The sequence below is a fragment of the Legionella nautarum genome (assembly GCF_001467895.1).
Taxonomy (GTDB): Bacteria; Pseudomonadota; Gammaproteobacteria; order Legionellales; family Legionellaceae; genus Tatlockia; species Tatlockia nautarum.
Genome location: NZ_LNYO01000016.1, coordinates 25345 through 25857 on the forward strand (window position 1 = coordinate 25345; position 513 = coordinate 25857).

The window sequence follows — 513 nt, forward strand, 5'->3', positions numbered from 1 at the left end:
CGTCAACTCATCTGGTTTTCCTCTATTTCGCAAAACTGCCCAACGCAAAAGCTCTAGCTCGTTTTCTGGTTCAGGCCTTGCTTGGAATTCTGGCTCACAAATGGAGTAAAAATGCTCTAAAATCTCTGGTCGATTCAATCGCGTTGCGGTTTTAATCAAGACGAGACTATTTGCTTTTAAGTCCTCAATACTGATAGTTAAGGTCCGAATGGTATCCAGAGCATTGGTTGCAATTAAAAAAATGAGTTTTCGCGTTTCAGGGGGTAAAAATCCATACTGTTCGAGATAGAGGTTAATAAATTCATTTTTCCACTTAAAATTCTCAGGTAAAGGAGAAGGGAGATCTTTAGGAAAGAATGAGAGAAATAACTGTTTCCAGAGCAAATTGTCATTGGCTAAATTGTGAAACTTTTTAGATACTAATTCCACGCTGTTAATGAGTGATTCAGGATCAAGAAATGACAAAATGAGGGACCAAAGCTCTTCTGGTAACTCTGGGATTATATTCATTGT

At 38.0% G+C, this 513-nt stretch carries 1 protein-coding gene; it reads right to left on the reverse strand.

Features of this window, described 5'->3' with window-relative positions; all coding sequences use genetic code 11:
• On the reverse strand, positions 1 to 510 hold a 510-nt coding region (locus tag Lnau_RS09290), incomplete at its 3' end, for an F-box protein (protein ID WP_193786806.1).
• Between the last annotated feature and the right edge of the window lie 3 nt (positions 511 to 513).